The sequence below is a fragment of the Corynebacterium sp. HMSC034H07 genome (genome assembly GCF_001815175.1).
GTDB classification, from domain to species: Bacteria; Actinomycetota; Actinomycetes; order Mycobacteriales; family Mycobacteriaceae; genus Corynebacterium; species Corynebacterium hiratae.
Genome location: NZ_KV819540.1, coordinates 1 through 874 on the forward strand (window position 1 = coordinate 1; position 874 = coordinate 874).

1 protein-coding gene is annotated in these 874 nt (G+C 50.7%); it reads right to left on the minus strand.

The window, feature by feature from the left end; translation table 11 throughout:
• Nucleotides 1-52: 52 nt before the first annotated feature.
• Complete coding sequence (locus tag HMPREF3009_RS11035) at nucleotides 53-580, minus strand: CPBP family intramembrane glutamic endopeptidase (protein WP_049157638.1); 528 nt, start codon at nucleotides 578-580, stop codon at nucleotides 53-55.
• Nucleotides 581-874: the final 294 nt, after the last annotated feature.

An 874-nucleotide genomic window follows, 5' to 3' on the forward strand; every position in this document is an offset into this window, starting at 1 on the left:
AACACCGGTACCAAAAACTCGCATCTGACAGCAGCCACACGCAATCCTTCACCTAACCCGCCAACAATCCGATACCTATGTTGAGGGCGGCATGTAAGACTGAGCACTCAATGACGCTACCGGAGCGAAATCTCACCGCCCCAAGTATCCACCCACCGAGGAATTGAACCGGAAGTACGGGCCACAGATGAGCATCAAAGCTCAACAACACCACATGGGGCAAAAGGAAAAGGGCCGCCTGAAAAGTGTTTCCGGCCCACAATCCCCAACGCCGAAGAAGTAAACCCCCGAGAAATCCTCGGAAGAAAAACTCTTCGCCTGCAGCCCTTAGAATCGCGGCAACGCTTACCCCTTGAACAAGAACGACGCCCGGCATGCCGAGACTATCCGTAGATACAAGACGGATACCAAGATAACCTATTCCAAGCAGCACAGGGAACAAGATGACACTTAAAGCTGCTGCCTGCAGGTTTCCCCAGCGCCAACCCACATTTGCCCGAGCTCGAGACACCCCGATTGACCCGCGTCGGACAAGGATATAGAGCACTGAAGGGGCAAGGAAGAAAAGAAATTCAACCATGTTCCTAGTCCTTTAACGTGAACCGGCGAAGCAACGCGACCCTAAAATACTCGCGCTTCTCATTCTACGATTCTGTGTGAGAACAGGACTGAGCAACATTGGTGGGGTAAGTAATGCCGCCCTGACAAATTGGCTCCAGGTATCGATATACGCAACGTCTCGGGTGGTTCGTGCGCAATCAGAAATGGACCCTTCAATTGCAACACACAATGGTTGTAAAACGAATTGAAGGACCAAGACTCGATAAGTCTTGGTCCTTCAACTTTGTATTGAGTTGTTTGTTTTGTTTGGTGT